General features: G+C 64.8%; 14 protein-coding genes. 4 read left to right on the top strand and 10 right to left on the bottom strand.

Annotated elements, in window-relative coordinates; genetic code table 11:
• Positions 1 to 198: 198 nt before the first annotated feature.
• From DK366_RS05790 to proC, 3 genes are all read right to left on the bottom strand, one after another.
• A complete protein-coding gene (locus DK366_RS05790) occupies positions 199 to 2,259 on the bottom strand; it encodes a M13 family metallopeptidase (protein ID WP_109124594.1) in 2,061 nt (686 codons plus the stop codon).
• A 106-nt stretch (positions 2,260 to 2,365) separates the two neighbouring features.
• Complete coding sequence (locus tag DK366_RS05785) at positions 2,366 to 2,941, bottom strand: YggT family protein (RefSeq protein WP_109124593.1); 576 nt, start codon at positions 2,939 to 2,941, stop codon at positions 2,366 to 2,368.
• Positions 2,938 to 3,762: a pyrroline-5-carboxylate reductase gene (gene proC / locus DK366_RS05780; RefSeq protein ID WP_109124592.1), complete on the bottom strand. Its 825-nt coding sequence runs from the start codon at positions 3,760 to 3,762 to the stop codon at positions 2,938 to 2,940. The genes DK366_RS05785 and proC overlap by 4 nt, the downstream gene beginning before the upstream one ends.
• 303 nt (positions 3,763 to 4,065) lie before the next feature.
• On the opposite strand from proC, the gene DK366_RS05775 reads away from it, so the two are divergent.
• Complete coding sequence (locus DK366_RS05775; RefSeq protein ID WP_109124591.1) at positions 4,066 to 5,106, top strand: type IV pilus twitching motility protein PilT; 1,041 nt, start codon at positions 4,066 to 4,068, stop codon at positions 5,104 to 5,106.
• Positions 5,107 to 5,240: 134 nt separating this feature from the next.
• The gene (locus DK366_RS05770) at positions 5,241 to 6,407 is read left to right on the top strand and encodes a PilT/PilU family type 4a pilus ATPase (RefSeq protein ID WP_109124590.1); all 1,167 of its coding nucleotides are present in this window, start codon (positions 5,241 to 5,243) and stop codon (positions 6,405 to 6,407) included.
• Between the two features lie 77 nt (positions 6,408 to 6,484).
• On the opposite strand, the gene DK366_RS05765 is transcribed toward DK366_RS05770, so the two are convergent.
• Complete coding sequence (locus DK366_RS05765) at positions 6,485 to 6,844, bottom strand: BON domain-containing protein (RefSeq protein ID WP_109124589.1); 360 nt, start codon at positions 6,842 to 6,844, stop codon at positions 6,485 to 6,487.
• Positions 6,845 to 7,236: 392 nt separating this feature from the next.
• Here DK366_RS05765 and DK366_RS05760 point away from each other — a divergent pair, with 392 nt between their 5' ends.
• Both DK366_RS05760 and DK366_RS05755 read left to right on the top strand, forming a co-directional pair.
• On the top strand, positions 7,237 to 8,031 hold the full coding sequence (locus DK366_RS05760) for a hypothetical protein (protein ID WP_109124588.1): 795 nt from the start codon (positions 7,237 to 7,239) through the stop codon (positions 8,029 to 8,031).
• Between the two features lie 64 nt (positions 8,032 to 8,095).
• Entirely contained in the window at positions 8,096 to 8,839 is a 744-nt protein-coding gene (locus tag DK366_RS05755; RefSeq protein ID WP_109124587.1) for an MHYT domain-containing protein, read from the top strand.
• A gap of 69 nt (positions 8,840 to 8,908) precedes the next feature.
• Here the strand turns inward: DK366_RS05755 and DK366_RS05750 are convergent, their stop codons facing one another.
• The 6 genes from DK366_RS05750 to gshB form a co-directional block, all read right to left on the bottom strand.
• The gene (locus tag DK366_RS05750; RefSeq protein WP_109124586.1) at positions 8,909 to 10,672 is read right to left on the bottom strand and encodes a hypothetical protein; all 1,764 of its coding nucleotides are present in this window, start codon (positions 10,670 to 10,672) and stop codon (positions 8,909 to 8,911) included.
• Between the two features lie 122 nt (positions 10,673 to 10,794).
• Positions 10,795 to 11,721, bottom strand: coding sequence for an aspartate carbamoyltransferase catalytic subunit (locus DK366_RS05745; protein WP_109124585.1), 927 nt, complete (start codon positions 11,719 to 11,721; stop codon positions 10,795 to 10,797).
• A gap of 24 nt (positions 11,722 to 11,745) precedes the next feature.
• Complete coding sequence (gene ruvX, locus DK366_RS05740; RefSeq protein WP_109124584.1) at positions 11,746 to 12,177, bottom strand: Holliday junction resolvase RuvX; 432 nt, start codon at positions 12,175 to 12,177, stop codon at positions 11,746 to 11,748.
• A complete protein-coding gene (locus DK366_RS05735; RefSeq protein WP_109124583.1) occupies positions 12,174 to 12,749 on the bottom strand; it encodes a YqgE/AlgH family protein in 576 nt (191 codons plus the stop codon). Before DK366_RS05735 ends, ruvX begins: the two co-directional genes overlap by 4 nt.
• Before the next feature lie 105 nt (positions 12,750 to 12,854).
• Positions 12,855 to 13,721, bottom strand: coding sequence for an energy transducer TonB (locus DK366_RS05730; protein ID WP_232820934.1), 867 nt, complete (start codon positions 13,719 to 13,721; stop codon positions 12,855 to 12,857).
• Complete coding sequence (gene gshB / locus DK366_RS05725) at positions 13,718 to 14,695, bottom strand: glutathione synthase (RefSeq protein ID WP_109124581.1); 978 nt, start codon at positions 14,693 to 14,695, stop codon at positions 13,718 to 13,720. The genes DK366_RS05730 and gshB overlap by 4 nt, the downstream gene beginning before the upstream one ends.
• Positions 14,696 to 14,931 lie beyond the last annotated feature (236 nt).

Genomic DNA, 14,931 nt, shown 5'->3' with positions numbered 1-14,931 from the left:
CGCCATTGATGTTGCTGTACCCCCTGTAGGAGCGCACCTTGTGCGCGACCGCGGCGTCTCGTCGTTACCGCTCCGTAGGTTTGTCGCGCACAGAGTGCGCTCCTACAGGGATAGGGCATGTTCTCGCAGGATGGCCCCTCACCCCAGCCCTCTCCCCCGAGGGGAGAGGGAGCAGCGCGTTTCAGTGCAGTGTCTGGCTTACCAGATCTTCACTCGCTGATTTTCCGGGCGCCACATCGGCTGTCCCTGCTTCACACCGAAGGCCTCGTAGAAATCGGGCACGTTGGACAGCGGCCCGTTCACGCGCCACTTGGCCGGCGCGTGAACGTCGGCCAGCAGGCCGGAGCGCAGCTGTTCTTCGCGTTCCTGCGAGAGCCAGCCCAGGGCGTAGCCGAGGAAGAAGCGCTGCAGCGGCGTGTAGCCGGCGATCTTTTCGCCCTTCTTGTATTGCTCGGTTTTCTTGAAGGCATCCAGGCCGATCATGATGCCGCCGAAGTCGGCGATATTCTCACCCAGGCTGGCCTGGCCGTTGATGTGCAGGCCGGGCAGCGGTTCGTAGGCGTTGAACTGTTTCACCATCACGTCGGCGCGCTGCTTGAAGCGTGCGGCGTCTTCCTTGGTCCACCAGTCCACCAGGTTGCCCTTGGCGTCGAACTGGCGGCCTTCGTCGTCGAAGCCGTGGGTGATTTCGTGCCCGATGGTGGATGCGGCGACGTAGCCGTACACCACGGCGTCATCGATCTGGTTGTCGGTGAAGCCCGGGATCATGAACTGCGCGGCAGGCAGCACGATTTCGTTGTTGGAAGGGTTGTAGTACGCGTTGTACGTCTGCGGCGTCATCTCCCACTCGTTGCGGTCCACCGGCTTGCCGAACTTGGAGATCATGTCCTCGGCTTCCCAGCGTGTCGCATTCATCATGTTCTGCGCGTACGACTCGCGACCGATGGTGAGCGTGGAGTAATCCTTCCACTTGTCCGGATAGCCCACCTTCTTGGTGACGGCGGCCAGTTTCTCCTGCGCCTTGGCCTTGGTGGCCGGGCTCATCCAGTCGAGCTTCTCGATGCGTTCGCCATACGCGGTGCGGATGGCTTCGACCATGGTGTTGTAGCGCTGCTTGGCCGCTTCGGAGAAATAGTCCTTCACGTAGATGCGGCCCAGGATCATGCCGATGGCATGGTTCTCCGAGCGCATCACGCGCTTCCAGCGCGGCTTCTGTTCCTTCTGGCCGTTGAGCGTACGGCCGAAGAAGTCGAAGTGTTCGTTGTCGAAATCCTGGCTGAGGTAGGCAGCGTAGGTGTCGACCAGATGCGCACGGAGATAGTCGCGAATCACCGGCGTTGGCGTCTTGGCCAACAGCGCCTGCAGGCCGCTGAAGAATTCCGGCTGGCCGACGATCACGGTGGACGCAGGCAGTTTCCAGCCCGCCAGACGCGTATTCCATGCGATGGACGGCGTGTACTTCGTGGTGAGGTCCGCCGGCGCCATCTTGTTGTAGTTCTTCAGCGGATCGCGCAGGTCGGCGAGCGGGCGTGACACCTTGGCCAGCGCGGTTTCGAAGGCCATCACCTGCTGGGCGCTGTGGGCGGCTTCCGCAGCCGGCTTGCCGAGCATGCGGAACGTGCGGTGCAGGTGTTCCACGTACGCGGCGCGTACCTTGGCGACGCCCTGTTCCTTGTTGAAGTAGTAATCGCGCTCCGGAAGGCCCAGGCCGCCTTGCCACAGGTGCACGGCCATCACGTCACTCTGCTTTTCGTCCTGCGACACCTGGAAATCGAAGAAGGGACCGACGCCCAGCAGCTGCAGCGCAAAGGCTTCGTCGAGCGCAGAGTTCACGTCGTGCACGGCGTCGATGCGTGCCAGTTCGTCCTTCAGCGGTGTCACGCCGAGCTTGTCGGCTTTCGTCTGGTCCATGCCGGTGGTCCAGAAATCACCCACTTTCTGCTCGTCACTGCCGGGCTTGGCGGCCTTGTCGGCGGCGGCATCCTCGCTGATCTTGCGCAGCTTGGTGTACAGCTCGTCCTGCACCACCTGGCCGATGCCCCACTGCGACTCCTCGGGCGGAATCGGGTTGGCCTTGAGCCATGCACCGTTGGCGAACTGGAAGAAGTCATCGCCGGGGTTCACCGAGGTATCGATGTGGTCGGCCACCACGTCAGGCTTGGTGGCCGCAGGCGCTGCAGCGTAAGCGCCGCAGGCGCACGTGGCGGCAAGGGCCAGCACAAGCAGGCGGCGACGCAGGTGGGGCAGGTTCGCTTTCATGCGGAGAGTTCTCCTGGCGATGGGGTAAGTGCGAAAAGGAGTGGAGCGGTGCGCGTCACCGGCCATCGGGTGACGGCCGCCAACAGGCAGTTCGGATGGAAGCCTTTCAGACGCCGAGCGCGAGTCGCGCGCCCAGGTCGGTCAGCGGCGACACCAGCAACAGGCGCGCAAGAATCAGCACGATCATCACGGCCCACGGTGCGAAGTCCAGCCCGCCTGCCGTCAGCTTGCCGCGCAAGGGGCGCAGCAGCGGGTCCACCAGGCCGCCGGCCAGCCGGTAGACCGGGTGATAGGTATCCACCTGGAACAGGCTCATCAAGGACCAGATGAAGATCAGCACCACGTAGAACATGGCAATGAAGTCCAGCGTGTCGGCGATGGACAGCACCAGCAGCCCCAGCACGTGCGGAAACAGGCCGAGCAGCGCAAACAGCACCACGCGCTTGAGCAGCATCAACAGCCACACCAGCAACAGCGCGGCGATGTTGATGCGCCGCCAGTTGGGCAGTGCGCGCCGGATCGGCGCCAGTACCGGGTTGGTGGTGCGGTAGATGAACTGGCTCAGCGGATTGTGGAAGTCCGCGCGGCTGGCCTCGGCCAGCAGGCGCAGCACGAACAGCGCGGCGGCGGCACCGAAAGCGAGGTCGACAAGGAACGAAAGGGCGTTGACGAGGTAACTCACGGGCGGTCATCCAGGGCGGCGGCGAGTTCACCGCTACGTCGCGTGGCGGCTGCCACGGCGTGGGCAATGATCTGGGCAAAATGGTCGGCGGACAGGCTTTCCAGCGCGGCCTGCGTGGTGCCGTTGGGCGAGGTGACGCGCTGGCGCAGCACGCCGGGATCCTCGCCGCTTTCCACCAGCATGCGGCCGGCACCCAGGCAGGTCTGCGCGGCGAGCGCGCGGGCGGTTTCGCGCGGCATGCCCTGGGCGAAGGCGGCGTCTTCCAGCGCTTCCACCATGGCGAAGAAATAGGCCGGCCCGGAACCGGAGATGCCGGTCACCGTGTCGATCAGCGCTTCATCGTCCACCCAGCGGGTGATGCCCACGGCGTCCATGATGTGCTGGGCCTGTGCACGCTGTTCGGGCCCAACGCGGCGATTGGCGAACAAGCCGGAGGCACCCGCACCGATCAGTGCCGGCGTATTGGGCATGCAGCGGACGATGGGCAGGGCATGGCCGAACCAGCGCTCCAGCTGGTCGATGCGCACGCCGGCCGCAATGGAGATCAGCATCGGCCGCTGGCGGGCCAGCGTGTCCTGCAGTTCGGCGTGGATGGCCGGCATGATCTGCGGCTTCACCGCCAGCACCAGCACGTCGGCTTCGGCGGCGGCGAGGCGGTTCTCGGCATAGCAGGCCACCCCGAAATCGCGGCCCAGCTCCTGCCGTGCCTCGGCCCGCGGCTCGGCCACGGTGATGGTCGAGGCGGCAAAGCCGGTCTTGAGCAGGCCGCCGATCAGGCTGCGCGCCATGTTGCCGCCGCCGATGAACGCGATACGCGTCATGCGGGATCCTCGTTGAACTGGGGCGTACCTTACCGGAGGCGGGGCGCGGCCGTCCCCTGGCGGAAGCGCGGGCCGGCCGGCCTCGGGGGCGTGAAGTTTCAACCTGGTCCGCACTTTGCGGCTTACGGCCAAACGAAAGACTGGTGGCGTGGGGCGCGGCACGGGTAGTATCGGCGCGCTACTTGGGGAACGGGGAAAGGGCCTGTCGACGAGTTCGGCGCACCGCGCCGGCTTGCCGTGTCCCGGACGCATCCACCGCCCCGGGCATGTGCCACCAGTTGATCGGGTTCAAGGGGAAACCAGATGGATATCGCCGAACTGCTTGCCTTCTCGGTGAAGAACAAGGCGTCGGACTTGCACTTGTCCGCGGGCCTGCCGCCGATGATCCGCGTGGACGGCGACGTTCGCCGCATCAACATTCCCGCGCTTGAGCACAAGCAGGTGCACTCGCTGATCTACGACATCATGTCGGACAAGCAGCGCCGCGACTATGAAGAATTCCTCGAGGTCGACTTCTCGTTCGAGATTCCCGGCCTTGCGCGTTTCCGTGTCAACGCGTTCAACCAGAACCGTGGCTCGGGTGCGGTGTTCCGTACCATTCCTTCCGAAGTGCTCACGCTGGAAGACCTGGCCGCGCCGGGCATCTTCCGCGAACTGATCGAGCAGCCGCAGGGCCTGATCCTGGTGACCGGCCCGACCGGCTCGGGCAAGTCCACCACGCTGGCGGCGATGGTCGACCACATCAACAAGAACGAATACGGCCACATCCTCACCATCGAGGACCCGATCGAATTCGTGCACACCTCGCAGAAGTGCCTGATCAACCAGCGCGAAGTGCATCGCGACACGCACGGCTTCAACGAAGCACTGCGCTCCGCACTCCGCGAAGATCCCGACTACGTGCTGGTGGGTGAGTTGCGAGACCTGGAAACCATCCGCCTGGCGCTGACCGCCGCGGAAACCGGCCACCTGGTGTTCGGCACGCTGCATACCAGCTCGGCCGCCAAGACCATCGACCGTATCATCGACGTGTTCCCCGCCGGCGAAAAGCCGATGGTGCGCTCGATGCTTTCCGAGTCGCTGCGCGCGGTGATTTCGCAGTCGCTGCTGAAGAAGGTGGGCGGCGGGCGTATCGCGGCGCACGAGATCATGGTGGGCATTCCGGCCATCCGAAACCTGATCCGCGAGGACAAGGTGGCGCAGATGTATTCGTCCATCCAGACCGGTCAGCAGTACGGCATGCAGACGCTGGACCAGAACCTGCAGGACCTGGTGAAGCGCGGCCTGGTGACACGTCAGCAGGCGATCGGCTACGCGCGCAACAAGGACATTTTCAAGGGGTAAATGGTAAAGGGTAAGCAGTAAATAGTAAGAGCGGCGCAGGGCGCGCAAGCGGCGATGCCTGCCATCTCTTCACCATTGACCATTGACAGCCCGCCTCTGGCGGGCGGCTTTACCATTTACCGCCCGGAGGGCCTATGAGCGACTTCGATTTCACCTCCTTCCTCAAGTTGATGGTGCACAAGAAGGCCTCCGACTTGTTCATCACGGCCGGCGTGCCGCCGTCGATGAAAGTCCAGGGCCGCGTGGTGCCCATCACGCAGAGCCCGCTGTCCGCGCAGCAGTCGCGCGACATGGTGCTGAACGTCATGACGCCCTCGCAGCGCGAGGAGTTCGAAAAGACCCACGAATGCCAGTTCGCCATCTCGGCGCAGGGCGTGGGTCGTTTCCGCGTGTCGTGCTTCTACCAGCGCAACTGCGTGGGCATGGTGCTGCGTCGCATCGAGTCGAAGATCCCGACCATCGAAGAGCTGAGCCTGCCGCCCGTCATCAAGCAGCTGGCGATGACCAAGCGCGGCATCATCATCTTCGTGGGCGGTACGGGCACCGGTAAGTCGACCTCGCTGGCGTCGATGATCGGCTACCGCAACGCCAATTCGACCGGCCACATCATCACCATCGAAGACCCGATCGAATACGTGCACAAGCACGAAGGCTGCATCATTACGCAGCGCGAGCTGGGCATCGACACCGACAGCTGGGACAACGCGCTGAAGAACACGCTGCGTCAGGCGCCCGACGTGATCATGATCGGCGAAGTGCGTACGCGCGAGACGATGGAGCACGCCATCAACTTCTCGGAAACGGGCCACCTGTGCCTGTGTACGCTGCATGCGAACAACGCCAACCAGGCGATGGACCGCATCCTGCACTTCTTCCCGGAAGACCGTCGCCAGCAGCTCTTCATGGACTTGTCGCTGAACCTGAAGGGCATCGTGGCGCAGCAGCTGATTCCCACGCCCGACGGCAAGGCACGTCGCGTGGCGGTGGAAGTGCTGCTGGGTACGCCGCTGGTGCAGGACTACATCCGCCAGGGCGAGATCCACAAGCTCAAGGAAGTGATGAAGGAATCCACCAACCTCGGCATGAAGACGTTCGACCAGAGCCTGGTCGAGCTGTATCACGCTGGCGAGATCTCCTACGAAGACGCGCTGCGTCACGCGGACAGCTCCAACGAAGTGCGCCTGCGCATCAAGCTCGCCCAGGGCGGCGATGCGCACACGCTGTCGCAGGGCCTGGATGGCGTGGAAATCGAGGAGACCAAGGATTCCCAGCAATTCGGCGGCGGCCTGCTGCGTCGCTGATCCCAGCCTCATCGTTCAAAAAAGAAGGAGCCCGAGGGCTCCTTCTTCGTTTCCGCGTCCGGCGTGACGTACGCGGGTTACTTGGCCGTATCGCTGACGGTCAGGCCGCTGGCGTCGACGCTCTTTACGCCCTTCACCGCCTTGGCCACCTGCTCAACCTTGGCCTTCTCGGCCGAGGAGGTCGCGGTGCCGGTCAGCGTGACCACGCCGTCCATCGTCGCCACCGAAATGTCGGTGCTCTTGATGTTCTTCGTGGTCGCCAGCTCGGACTTCACCTTGGTGGTGATCCAGGCATCAGCGGTCTTGTCCGGCACCGTCTGGTTGCTGCTCGACTTCATGGCGTCCTGGGCGGCAACCTGCGCGAACGGCGCGGCCGAGAAGGCGACCATCAGGCCGGCGGCGATCAGCGTCTTGCGAATCAGGTTGTTCGTGCGCATGGGGAATCTCCTGTGATGGGAAAGCGCTGTCCATGAGACAGACGGTTGCCGCTCGTCGCTGCATCCGTGACTCCATGCAAACAGCCTGGGCATGAATCGAACGTGGCTGGGAGATAAATCCGTTCAGCACTCGATTACGCATGCCAAGAAAATGTGGTGATTGCGTTCGCACGGTGTTGCGACGCCTGAATCGAGACAAGTGTGAAGCGCATCACGTCGCGCGTGAGAACGCGTCACCAGACTTTCCCGGGGCTGACATGCACAAAAACGGCACGAAGAAATGGTCTGTGACGCACGTCTCCGAATCGAAAAGTCGTGTTGTTAAATAGACGGCTATACGGCAGATTTGCGAAGCGAAGCACATCCGTGCTGGCTTGATTTCGGGGGGAATCATGGCCGAGTTGGAAGTTCGGGTCGTTTCCGAACGCAGGGAAGGACTCCTGGTGGAGTTGGGTCGCGTGGTGACGGAGTACGGCCACGTACTCGTGCGTCAGCGGCTGGTGCAGGAAGCGCACGGCGCGTGCCTGACGCTGGTGTTGCGCGGCCCTGACGATCGCCAGCTGGCACTGGAAGAGGCGCTTGGCACGCATCCGCGCGTACTCAGTTTCGAATCCACGCGGCCGCAGTTCGCGGTGGAAGAAGTCGCCACCGCGACGGCTTCCGTCGCCAGTGTCCTGCCTTCTGTTCCTGCCAGGCCCGCGCAAGTGGCGCAGCCGCCTGCCGAGCCGGTTCCCGTGGCGGCCGGCGCGGACGTGGCGCGCGTGGAACGCATGCTGCCCAGCCTGGCCAAGGATTACCCACGCATTTTTCCGTGGCTGATCAATCTTGAATACGCCGTGGCCGACGAGGCGCGCGATGCATCGCTGTACCTGGCCGGGCGACGCACGGGCGCCTGGGTGTACAAGCGCGACTTCTCGCTCGGCGCCAAGCTGGGTCTTTCGGAGGCCCTTCGTCGCATCGCCATGCCGGCGATGCGCACACTGGTGACGGTGGAACATCACGATCATCAACTGCATGTGCGCGGCTGCCCGCTTTGCCAGCCGGGTGGTGCGTCGGGTGGTCGCTTCTTCTGTGGGTTCATCGAAGGGCTGCTCGTCGAATCGGTTGAGTCCAAGGCGATATTCGTGCGCGAAACCAGCTGTCACAGCAGTGGCGCACCCATGTGCGTGTTCGACATATCCCACTGATCGCCGCCGACGGAAACGCAACGGTGATTGCTGGGCGTCCGTAACCAACCAAAGGGGAAGCTTCATGCTGGACATGCATCAGCATTACAACTGGGTGCTGGTCGGGTTGTCTTACGCCGTATCCGTACTGGGATCGTTCGCGGCACTGCAGTTCGCTCTCGGCATTCCACTCGCGCAGAGCCCGCGGCAGCGCTGGGGTGCGGTGCTTGCCGCCGGCACGGCGATGGGCGGCGGCGCGATATGGGCGATGCACTTCATCGCCATGCTCGCGTGCAACATGGGTACGCAGGTGACGTATGACGTGCTGCTCACGGTGGCCTCGGCGCTGCTGGCCATCGTTGCGTGCTCGCTCGGGCTGGCCATTGTCGGCAGCGGCAAGGTTCGCTTCATCAACCTGCTTTTTGCGGGTGTGCTGATGGGCCTGGGCGTGGCCGGCATGCATTACCTCGGCATGGCGGCGATGCTCACGTCGGCCCAGGTGACTTATGACGGCAGCATCGTGGCGTTGTCGGTGGGCATTGCCATCGTGGCGTCCATGGCAGCGCTGTGGCTGGCGTTCAATCTGCGCGGCAAGCTGCAAATGCTGGGCAGCGCGCTGGTGATGGGCGTGGCTGTCTGCGGCATGCACTACACCGGCATGTCCGCGATGGAACTGATGCAGGGCGATACGCTGCCGGCCGGTTTCGAGCAGGGCATGCAGGGCGAGCACCTGGGCCTGGCCATTTTCGTGGTGGTGGTGATGTTGCTGGCCGTGTCGCTGGGCTTGAGCATCGTCAGGCAGCAGCGTCGGGCTGCGGTATCGATCTGAGGAAACGGCAACGCCGTAACGAAAACGGGGCGCCAAGGCGCCCCGTTTTCATTTCCACCTTGGGTGGAATTACTTCAGTTCGGTCTGGCTGGTGATGATCAAGCCATCGCTGGTCATGCGAGCGTCGCCGTTGAGCGACTTGATGCGCGCGGCCTGCGCTTCCATCGATTCGAACTGGGCCTTCGAGCGCTCAGCCGTGGCCTTGGCGGTGGCCTGCGCTTCGGGGTCGTCCTGCTGCGAAGCGGCCGTGAGGTCGGCAATGTGATCCGCCTTCTCCGCCATCGCCTTCACCCAGGCCAGGTACATCTCGCCGCTGAGGCTGAGGCGACCCAGGCGGCCGGCGTCACCGCTGGCGGCATTGAGCAGTTCGCCGAGCTTCACGTCTTCGCCCTGACCCACGGCCAGCGCCACGGCCTTCGGACCCATCGCCGCCCACACCGGGCGACCCAGCGGGGCCGTGAGTTCCGGCGGCAGCGGCACGGGCTTGCCGTCCGGCGTCAGCTTCAGCTGTTGCAGGCCCGAGGCGGCCATCTGCGCCATGGCCACCAGGCCGGCCGGGTTCGACGTGCCGATCAGGATGCGGCCGCTGAACTTCGGCATGGCGTCGCTGCCACCCGGCTCGAAGCTGTCCAGTGCCACGCGCAGGCCGAGCAGGTCGCCGATCGGCGGCACGGCCGCCTGTTGCGTCATCAGGCCAATCTTGGCGAAGCCTTCGTTGAGCTCGGCCAGCGACGGGCAGGTGAACGGCTTGGCAGCCACGGCGTCGGCCTGGGCGCCCCAGAAGGTACGCAGCTGGGCGATCGGCACGGCGATGCTGACATCGAACGGCGCGGTGCCTGCAGCGCCAAGGCCGGGCAGTTCCACCTTCAAGCCGCTGAACGCCTTGGTGACATCGTCAGCCAGCGTCACGTCCCAGCGGATGTCCTGGTGCTTTTCGTCGAGCTTGGTGTAACCGAAGCTCACCGACGGCACGCGGGAGGCGATGCGCGCGGCATCGGCTTCACACGCCGGGGAAACCTTCAGCTGATTGGCCACCGGTTCGCCGGTCTTGGCGGATTCGGCTTCCGCGCGCGCCTTGATCAAGGCGTTGAACAGCGGGTCCTTGCCGCTGGCGGCCAGCGGCAGCGCACGCACCAGGTCGACCTGGCCGATGGCCCACGGCTGGTAGTCCTTGGCCTTGGCCAGCTTGTCGAGGCGGCCATCGTCCTGCAGGTTCTTTTCCGGGCGATCCAGGCCGAAGGCGAGGCGCAAGGTGGCTTCCGGTGCATCCAGCGGCAGGATGGCGGCCACGGCCTGCTTGCCCACTTCGGCCATCACGATCTGCACGCCGCTGTCGGCGGCGACATGCTTGCGATACGTCACGCCACCCACCGTGGCGGTGTCGAACTTCTTGCCGTAGGCCGATTCCAGTCGGCCGACAAACGCGTCGAAGGCCTTCGGATCGGTCAGCTCGAATCGCGCCACTGGCGACAGGCCCAGACCATAGACGACCGAGCGACCCTTGATGTTGAGGCCGGCATTCTGCGCGAACGACTCGATGGTCTTGCCATCCAGCTCGGCGATGACAGCCTTGAGCAGGCGCGACAGATCGGGGTCCTTCTCGGCCATCTCGTCGGCCGTGGAGCGCAGCTGCGTCAGTTCCGACGGCAGTTGCGTATCGGCCTGGGCGAGCAGCGCCTTGCGGGTGTCGTCGTCGAGCACATCGAGGTTGGCCAGCACGTACGGCGTATCCGCCGGCACGAAGGCGAGGGGCGCGTCCTTGTCCTTGTGATGGCATGCAGCCAGCAGGACGCCGGCAAGGCCCAGCGCGGCAATGCGCTTCGTCGATCGCATGTCTAATCCCTTGAGTGAGGTGGTGTTGCGCCGCGCATTATGCCCGGATTCGTGACATATCGCGGTGAGCCACGGCCTGGCAGGCCGCGGCGTCATCTGGGTTATCGGCCGTCAGTGGGGCGTCAGCGCCCCAGTACCTCGGCCAGCACCGCCATGCGCACGAACACGCCGTTGCCAACCTGTTCGAGGATGCGCGACTGCGGACCGTCGGCCACTTCCGGCGCAATCTCGATGCCGCGGTTGAGCGGACCCGGGTGCATCACCAGGGCCGCCTTGGCGGCGCGGGCGAGGCGCTGGTTGTCCAGGCCATAGCGCTCGAAGTACGCCGCTTCGTCGGGCAGGTCGGTAGCGGCCATGCGTTCCTTCTGGAGGCGCAGCATGATCACCACGTCGGCGCCTTCCACGGCAGCATCGAAATCGTCGGTGATCACGCAGCCCGGAAATTCTGATTCGTCCGGCATCAGGGCGCGCGGCGAGCACAGGCGGATTTCCTTCACACCCATGGCCTTGAGCGCATGGACGTCCGAACGCGCGACACGTGAATGCTTTACGTCGCCGCAGATGACCACGGTGAGCTGGGCGAAGTTGGGGCGATGCTGGCGGATGGTGAGCACGTCCAGCAGGCCTTGCGTGGGGTGCGCGCGGTTGCCGTCGCCGGCGTTGATCACCGAGACGCCGCTCATCGCATGGCGCACCAGTTCTTCCGGCGTGCCCGACACCTTGTGGCGCACCACGATGGCGTCCAGGTGCATGGCCTCCAGCGTGTGCAGCGTGTCGAACAGCGCTTCACCCTTGCTGGTGGACGAGAAGCCGATGTCGAAGTTGATGACGTCCGCGCCGAGCCGACGCGCGGCCAGTTCAAACGACGTCCGCGTGCGCGTGGACGGTTCGAAGAACAGGTTGAGAATGGTGCGGCCGTTCAGAAGATCCAGCTTGCGCGTGCCGTGAGCACAACCGTCGCGCATGTATTCCGCGCGATCGAGCAGGCGCTCGATGGTCTCGCGAGGCAGGTGTTCCAGGGTGGTGAGGTGGCGCAGGCGAGAGCTCATGGCGGGCGGAAGTCCAGTCGGGAATCAGGGTCCGGTGGTGTCGGAAGCGAGCCAGCGTTCAAGGATCACGGCGGCGGCTTCGGCGTCGATGGTGGCAGCGTCGCGCTTTTTCTTCAGTCCGGCGGCGCGCGCGCTGGCAAAGCGCTGCGCGGCTTCCTGCGAACTGTAGCGCTCATCGGTCAGGGCTACGGGAAGGTTGTAGCGCTGGCCCACCTTGTTGGCGAACCGGCGCGCGCCCTTGCTGGCGGGTTGTTCCTCGCCTTCGAGCGTCAGCGGAAGGCCGACCACGAGCGATTCGGGCATCCACTCCTTGCGCAGGGCATCGAGCCTGGACCAGTCCGGTTCGCCATCGCGCACGGCGATGGCGGCGATGCCGCGCGCGCTGCCGGTAAAGCGATTGCCGACGGCAACACCGATCAGGCGACTGCCGACGTCGAAACCAAACACACAGCTCATGCGTGTCCTGCGTAACCAGGCAACTGCAGCGGATCGACACCCACCAGGCCGGCCGCGGCGCTCCAGCGCTCTTCCAGCGGCGTGTGGAACACCACGCGCTCGCTGGCGTCGGCGGTGAGCCAGGTGTTGTCCTTCAATTCCTGTTCCAGCTGACCCGCGCTCCAGCCGGCGTAGCCCAGTGCCATCACGGCCAGGCGCGGGCCTTCGCCATGGGCCATGGCGATCAGGATGTCGCGCGAGGTGGTCACCGACCATTCGTCGTTGACGCGGTAACTCGATTCCCAGTGGCCCGGCTCGCGGTGGAGCACGAAGCCGCGCTCCTGCTGCACGGGGCCACCGATGAGCACCGGCGCGTCGGCGAGTTCGAGATCGCTGCATTCCAGCTTCATCTGCGCGAGCACGTCGCCGAGGCGGTACTCCGAAAGCTGGTTCACGAGCAGTCCGACGGCGCCGTCTTCATCGTGTTGGCAGATGAAGGCCACGCCGCGCGAAAACGGCGGCTCGGCAAGGCTGGGCATGGCGATCAGGAATTGACCGGCGAGGGACTGCGGCGGGGAAAGGGGAGCAGACATGGGGGGATTGTAAGCCCTGTCGGCGTGGCTTGCCCGTTATGGCGTGACGCGGGTTAAGAGACGTGACGAAATGGCGAAGGCCGCAAGCGCAGCCGTTTCGTGGCCTCAGCGGCTATGCAACGTATCGTTCGGCATGAACTGCCACGTGCGCGTGATGTTCAACTCGTCGATATGCTCCTTGTCCGCCGGCACGGCAGGGAAGGGGGCGGCGAGTCGCACGATGCGCTGCGCGGCGGCGTCCAGCAGCGGCTGGCCCGAGCTTTGCACCACTTCGATGTCTTTCACCGAGCCATCGCGGTTGAGCGTCACCGTCATCAGCACGTCGCCATGCAGGCCGCGACGACGCGCTTCGTTCGGGTAGTTGAGGTTGCCGACGCGCTCGACACGGTCCACCCAGCCGCGCATGTAGGCGGCGTAGGCGTATTCCTTGGTGTTGGACGAGATGAATTTCTTTTTCGGGCGCTTGGCGTACTGCTCGCTGCGGTCGCGCACCTCGGCGGCCAGCTGGGCCATTTCCTGCTTGCGCTTCACTTCGTCCGGCGATTCGGGCAGGTCCTGGTCGGTCTGCTCGAGTTTGGCGCTGTCCGTGCTGACGCTGTAATGGCTGTTGCCCGTGGTGGTGAGCAGTTTGTCGGGCGTGGCCTCGTGAGGATGCGGGGCGCTGGCTTCCACCGGTTGCGGCGCCACACCGTTCGACGGACGGGGCAGGGCGCCGGACACCGGCTGGGACGGTCGCGCGGCCTTGTCGCTCTCGCCGCCACCGCTGTTGTTGGCTTGCGCGAGGAAGTCCGCCTTGTCCGGCGTTTCGCGATTGGCCACGTCCACCAGTGTCACGTCCAGCGTGGGCAGACTGGGCTTGGCCTTCACATAGGTGAAGGTGATCCCCAGGATCAGCACGCCGTGCAGCAACAGCGAGAAAAGCATGGTGGCGCCGAACATGTCGGCGCCAGTGCGGACAGCAGGTTGGCTCACGCGGCGCGGGTCTCGGTTCGTTTCCGCTCAACGACATCGAAGAGCTGACCGGCAATATTAAGCCCGAATTGCGCGTCCAGTTCGCGCACACACGTCGGTGATGTGACGTTGATCTCGGTGAGGTAGTCGCCGATCACGTCCAGGCCCACGAACAGCAGGCCACGGCGACGCAGTTCTGGCGCCACTTCCGAGACGATCCAGCGGTCGCGATCGGAAAGCGGCACGCCCACGCCACGGCCGCCGGCGGCCAGGTTGCCGCGGAAGTCGCTGCCCTGCGGAATGCGGGCGAGGGCGTAAGGCACGGCTTCGCCATCCACCACCAGGATGCGCTTGTCGCCCGAGGTGATTTCCGGGATGAACTTCTGCGCCATGGTGAACTGCTTGTGCTCGCCCTTGGGGCCAGCCGCGATCAGCGTTTCCAGCATGGAGTTGAGGCTGTTGTCGCCGTGCTTCACCCGGAAGATGCCGCGCCCGCCCATGCCATCCAGCGGCTTGAGCACGATCTCGCCGTGTTCGGCGGCGAAGGCGCGCAGTTCGGCGGCATCGCGCGTCACCAGGGTCGGCGCCATGCATTGCGGAAAATGCATGGCGAACAGCTTTTCGTTGCAGTCGCGCAATGCCTGGGGACGGTTCACCACCGTCACGCCGCCACGCTCCGCCAGCTCCGCCACCATGGTGTCGTAGATGAACTGCGGGTCGACCGGGGGGTCCTTGCGCATCAGGACCACATCCATCTCGCGCAGGTCGCGCCACTGCGGTTCACCGAGCACGTACCAGCCCGAGGGGTCGTCACGCACGGACAGCGGCGCCAGTCGCGCCCAGGGCTCGCCGCTGCGGGCGGAGAGGTCGCCCTGTTCCATGTAGAACAGGCTGTGGCCGCGGCGCTGGGCTTCCAGCAGCATGGCAAAGGTGGTGTCCTTGGCGATCTTGATCGAGCCGATCGGGTCCATCAGTACGGCGACCTTGAGGGCCATCGTCATTCTCCGGTAGCAGTGCGTGTTCACCATGCGCGGCCGGCATCGACCGGACGGCAGCTTGGATGAGCGTGGAAGTGTATGTCGTCCCGCAGGCCGGAGATTGCGTTGAACGATCCAACGATCAAGTGGTCTCCTCACAGCCTTCGCTGAAGGGGATTGTCGCCCGAGGGAAACGTTGCCGATCGGCCCCACGATCGGTTCCCGTTGGCGACGGACCGTTCAATTCAATGACG

The organism is Dyella sp. C11 (genome assembly GCF_003121485.1).
Classification (GTDB): Bacteria; Pseudomonadota; Gammaproteobacteria; order Xanthomonadales; family Rhodanobacteraceae; genus Dyella.
This window is presented reverse-complemented; position numbering and strand designations above follow the sequence as displayed.

Excerpts from the sequence above, each read along its gene's own strand:
- DK366_RS05790 (WP_109124594.1), bottom strand. The coding sequence starts at position 2,259 with ATGAAAGCGAACCTGCCCCACCTGCGTCGCCGCCTGCTTGTGCTGGCC.
- proC (WP_109124592.1), bottom strand. The coding sequence starts at position 3,762 with ATGACGCGTATCGCGTTCATCGGCGGCGGCAACATGGCGCGCAGCCTG.
- DK366_RS05775 (WP_109124591.1), top strand. The coding sequence starts at position 4,066 with ATGGATATCGCCGAACTGCTTGCCTTCTCGGTGAAGAACAAGGCGTCG.
- DK366_RS05770 (WP_109124590.1), top strand. The coding sequence starts at position 5,241 with ATGAGCGACTTCGATTTCACCTCCTTCCTCAAGTTGATGGTGCACAAG.
- DK366_RS05765 (WP_109124589.1), bottom strand. The coding sequence starts at position 6,844 with ATGCGCACGAACAACCTGATTCGCAAGACGCTGATCGCCGCCGGCCTG.
- DK366_RS05760 (WP_109124588.1), top strand. The coding sequence starts at position 7,237 with ATGGCCGAGTTGGAAGTTCGGGTCGTTTCCGAACGCAGGGAAGGACTC.
- DK366_RS05755 (WP_109124587.1), top strand. The coding sequence starts at position 8,096 with ATGCTGGACATGCATCAGCATTACAACTGGGTGCTGGTCGGGTTGTCT.
- DK366_RS05750 (WP_109124586.1), bottom strand. The coding sequence starts at position 10,672 with ATGCGATCGACGAAGCGCATTGCCGCGCTGGGCCTTGCCGGCGTCCTG.
- DK366_RS05745 (WP_109124585.1), bottom strand. The coding sequence starts at position 11,721 with ATGAGCTCTCGCCTGCGCCACCTCACCACCCTGGAACACCTGCCTCGC.
- ruvX (WP_109124584.1), bottom strand. The coding sequence starts at position 12,177 with ATGAGCTGTGTGTTTGGTTTCGACGTCGGCAGTCGCCTGATCGGTGTT.
- DK366_RS05735 (WP_109124583.1), bottom strand. The coding sequence starts at position 12,749 with ATGTCTGCTCCCCTTTCCCCGCCGCAGTCCCTCGCCGGTCAATTCCTG.
- gshB (WP_109124581.1), bottom strand. The coding sequence starts at position 14,695 with ATGGCCCTCAAGGTCGCCGTACTGATGGACCCGATCGGCTCGATCAAG.